The organism is Okeania sp. SIO1H4 (genome assembly GCF_010672695.1).
Classification (GTDB): Bacteria; Cyanobacteriota; Cyanobacteriia; order Cyanobacteriales; family Microcoleaceae; genus Okeania; species Okeania hirsuta.
The window spans coordinates 1-4128 of sequence record NZ_JAAHGB010000147.1; the positions used below are offsets into that span (position 1 = coordinate 1).

General features: G+C 38.9%; 2 protein-coding genes. One reads left to right on the top strand and one right to left on the bottom strand.

What is annotated here, in order from left to right; all coding sequences use genetic code 11:
• Nucleotides 1-530: 530 nt before the first annotated feature.
• Nucleotides 531-1436, top strand: coding sequence for a PEP-CTERM sorting domain-containing protein (locus F6K06_RS33140; RefSeq protein ID WP_124145651.1), 906 nt, complete (start codon nt 531-533; stop codon nt 1434-1436).
• A gap of 214 nt (nt 1437-1650) precedes the next feature.
• Here the strand turns inward: F6K06_RS33140 and F6K06_RS33145 are convergent, their stop codons facing one another.
• Entirely contained in the window at nt 1651-3747 is a 2097-nt protein-coding gene (locus tag F6K06_RS33145; protein ID WP_124145650.1) for an amylo-alpha-1,6-glucosidase, read from the bottom strand.
• Between the last annotated feature and the right edge of the window lie 381 nt (nt 3748-4128).

The window sequence follows — 4128 nt, forward strand, 5'->3', positions numbered from 1 at the left end:
AAGACCCAGCTAAATGTCCTTTGAACTCTTATCCAATAATGGTTTTGAGCTGCTTGTAACCCTGTGAGGTCAAGGGCATTATTGGGTTTTTAGTCATTTGTCAAAAAAATTAGATGCGTTTTCCCTGCTTCTACGGCAAATCTCTCCCCAATATCTTATGTATAAGTATTCAGCTAGACATGATATTACACCTTCTTTTTTGCTTCTCCTGACTCCTGATCATAAAATCCGGTTATACAATTATCGCACCTGCGCTTCTTTCCTAAAATTTAGACATTTCTTGGAGTATTCCTACTTCTTCGCACCGTTCATATTCTTAAAAGCCTTCCGGACACAATATTAGTAGATATACGGAGTTTTTAAAGATACTGTGAAGATACGCCAAAATGCTTGCATACATCCGTAGTTTGATTTATTTTTATATTAAGCACCTACAAATAATTAATCTCAAACCCTTGTCACCCCGTGAGCTAAAACTTAGTTTATGGAAATGTCTATCAGATTAAAAGTAATTCAAAAATTGAAATATCATGCTTAAAACTTTAGCCAACTTTAGCTCCCTTGCTGCCATAAGTACCACAATGCTTTCAATGGTAGGAGTTCCTGTCGCAACTGCTGTAACAACTGCTGATGTAATCGTGGTCGTTGATGAATCTGGTTCTATGTATAATGAGCACGAATGGCTTGGAAGTATGATTCCAGATCTAGATGAAGCTCTTCAAAATGATGGTGTCACAAACAACCGTTTTGGTCTTGTGGGATTTGGTAGTTCTCTCTCGACGGGTTATTTGGGGCGCTCCATACCTGTAGGTGGGAGCTTTTTCGGTACTTCTGCCCAGTTTGTCACAGCAACTAACACCTTGGTACATCCTGGTGGTTTTGAAGATGGTTATTCTGCAATTGACTTTGCCCTGAGTAATTATTCTTTCCGTCCAGGTGCTGCTGTTAAGATGATCCTGGTAACTGATGAAGATCGAGATAATGGTAACTCTAGCCTTAACTTCACCAACATACTGGCTGCGTTGCAGAGGGGTTCTAGTCCTGATGATGATATTCTCTTGAATACTGTAATTGATGCCAACTTTATCGGCGACGCACTTGGCATAAGTTCTAATGGCAAATCTTATACTGCTGATGGTATGGGTGGATTCAATACGACCCAACTCCCATCCTTAAGTGGTATTGTTACTTCTAGTTTTCGTAACACTCAAATGGACTATGTAGACTTAGCCTTAGCTAGTGGCGGTGCTGTATGGAACTTGAACAAGCTACGAGATGGTGGCTTAAATGCAACCTCTTTTAGTAATGCGTTTATTGACATCAAGGTAGAAGAGATAACTCAATCTCCAGAACCAGTACCAGAACGAACTTCAACTCTAGCTCTAGTAGGCTTGGGTGTTCTTGGATCTATGCTTGGCTTGCCAAAGCAAAAGTAAAGCCTTAATCTAACAAAAATCACACAAAATCATCTGTTCTAGTGAAACTTATACATTGTATGGTCAAACAATCGCTGAGAGTCATTCTATATAAGGGAATTACGTCAATGATTTAAATTTGTGTAAGTCCTATTAACTGAAGTAAAGCAACCTCATAATCTCAGAGATTGCCTTAATTACAAATATTCCTCTAAATACAGTTTCCTTCTGAATTTTAACTAACTTGATGAATTACCGTCCAAGCTCGCAAAACTTCTGCAACACTCCACGCTTGAGCAATACAACCACGGGGTGTCATCGGTTCATTACCATCAAAAATTTCACTGATGCTGCCAATACCATGCACTGTTAAATGCTCTGCCATCGGTTTTAATAACTCCTCAGCTTTTGCTTGGTTGTTATAAACTCGTAGATGCGCTACAGCATAATGACCAATCAACCAACCCCAAACAGTACCTTGATGATAAGCACCATCTCGTTGATAAATATCGCCTCCATAAACACCTTTGTATTCAGGGTCGTCACTAGCTAGACTGCGTAACCCATAAGGAGTCAATAGCTTGTGCGTGCATATATCCATCACTTGTTTTTCCTGCTCTGGAGTTAGTAGAGGTGGGTAACTAAATTTCCCGATCGCTGGTAATGATAAGGCAAATATTTGATTAGGTCGCAAAGCAGCATCATTACCATTGGGTGTATCAAGTACATCGTAACAATAACCTTCCTCTTGATTCCAGAAACGAGCAAAACCCTTTTGCTTAATCAACCTTGCTAACCTTTCATAATCTAGATTATCCTTACCCAACTGTTGGGCAAACTTATCCATGATTTGCAGAGCATTATACCAAAGCGCACTAATTTCAATGGGTTTACCAATACGCGGTGTCACTACCCAATCACCTACTTTGGCATCCATCCAAGTAATCTGTGAACCTGCTTCTCCGGCATAAATTAAGCCATCATCAGTATCTAACTGAATATTGTAACGAGTACCTCGACGATAGTAGTCAATGATTTCTGCTAAAATTGGAAACAATTCTACTAAAAGTTGGCGATCGCCTGTAGCTTCATAGTATGCACGAACTGCTTCAAAATACCAAAGTGTGGCATCTACAGTATTATAATCTGGTGTACTACTACCGTCGGGGAAGCGGTTTGGCAACATTCCTTGGTCAACATACTCAGCAAAGGTGAGCAAAATAGACCGGGCGATGTCAAATTGTTTTGTACAAATAGTTAAACCAGGTAAACTAATCATTGTGTCGCGGCCCCAGTCTTCAAACCAATGATAACCTGCAAGGATAGTTTTGCCGTATGGATGTTTGGACGATTTGCGATCGACAATAAATTGGTTAGCTGCTAATACTAATTGGTTTATCCAGTCTGGAGTTGGTTTTGCAGTAGGTTCTGGTTTTGTCTGGGCAAATGATTTCCAGAATTTAACGACTGGATTTTTGACTTCTGAGTTAGATGTTTTGGTAGTGGCAAATTTTTGGATTATTTGTTGTTCGTAATTATGATGAAAAGCTAGTTCTCTCTCGCCATTAGTAGTAGCATTTTCTTTTGTGCTGGCAACTATTGTTAGAGATTTACCTACTTCAATTTGTGCATGAAAAGTAACAGCGTGTAGGTGGTCTTCTAATTCTTGTTGACCGCGATATTTTTCTACTGCTAAGTTAAATCCGTAATACCAATTATTGGCGGGTGTGGATACTAATTTTTTGTCATCTCGATGAGTATCTGTCAGTAGATATAAGGGTGTTGCTTCAGGAAAAGCTCGTATACAGACTCCCTGTTTAATTTTGTCAGTACTGATTTGCCAATCTTGAGCGTTGGTATGATGATGATGATCGCGATGGTTAATTAATGCTTTAATTTCCAAGTTTAAGGGTTGGCTACCATTGCGCAAATTATAATTAATATAGGTGGTGTTTTCTCCTTGCTCCATCCAGATCCGCTTCTCTAATACCACGTCTGCAAATTGAAATTTCCATACTGGTATTGTTCCTTCTAGGTAGAAGCTTTCTGTTTGTTTATAACCTTCTGGGTTTGCTGTGCCATCGGCCCAACGGTTGCAGTAAAGAGGATAGTCTAGACCTTGATAATTGGCAGTTTCGTCTAGTTTTGTTAGCAATAATGTACGCCCTAATGGGGGTTTGAGTGCTGCTATGAGTAATCCATGATAGCGACGGGTTAGGATGTTAGCTACTGTACCAGAAGCGTAGCCTCCAATACCGTTTGTGACTAACCATTCGCGGGATTCAGTTATGTTGAGATTACTACAAGTTTCTCGATCGAAACTGATGACCATAAAATCAAATATTCACAATATATAAGTGCAGAGGTTTTTGTTAAAACCCGATTTCTTTATATCATAAAGGAAGAGGCAAGAAGGAAGAGGCAAGAAGGAAGGAGAAAGGAGAAAAAAGAAGGGAATAAGCAAAATAGTAATACTAATTTTCTTAATTTTTTAGACAATCCAGAAGCAATATTTTAGGTACAAAATTCTATTGATTTGAAACTGGTTTGAGTTTCCAACCACACTTATGATTTTTGGTTATATTAGTCAGGGCAAACGCATCTCGTCAATAAACTAGGGGTAATTATCAATAAACCGGGTTTTATTGCGCTTGTTGACAATAGACTTTCAACATATAGTGTCTATAAAATCAAATAAACACTACATATAGGG

Excerpts from the sequence above, each read along its gene's own strand:
- F6K06_RS33140 (WP_124145651.1), top strand. The coding sequence starts at position 531 with ATGCTTAAAACTTTAGCCAACTTTAGCTCCCTTGCTGCCATAAGTACC.
- F6K06_RS33145 (WP_124145650.1), bottom strand. The coding sequence starts at position 3,747 with ATGGTCATCAGTTTCGATCGAGAAACTTGTAGTAATCTCAACATAACT.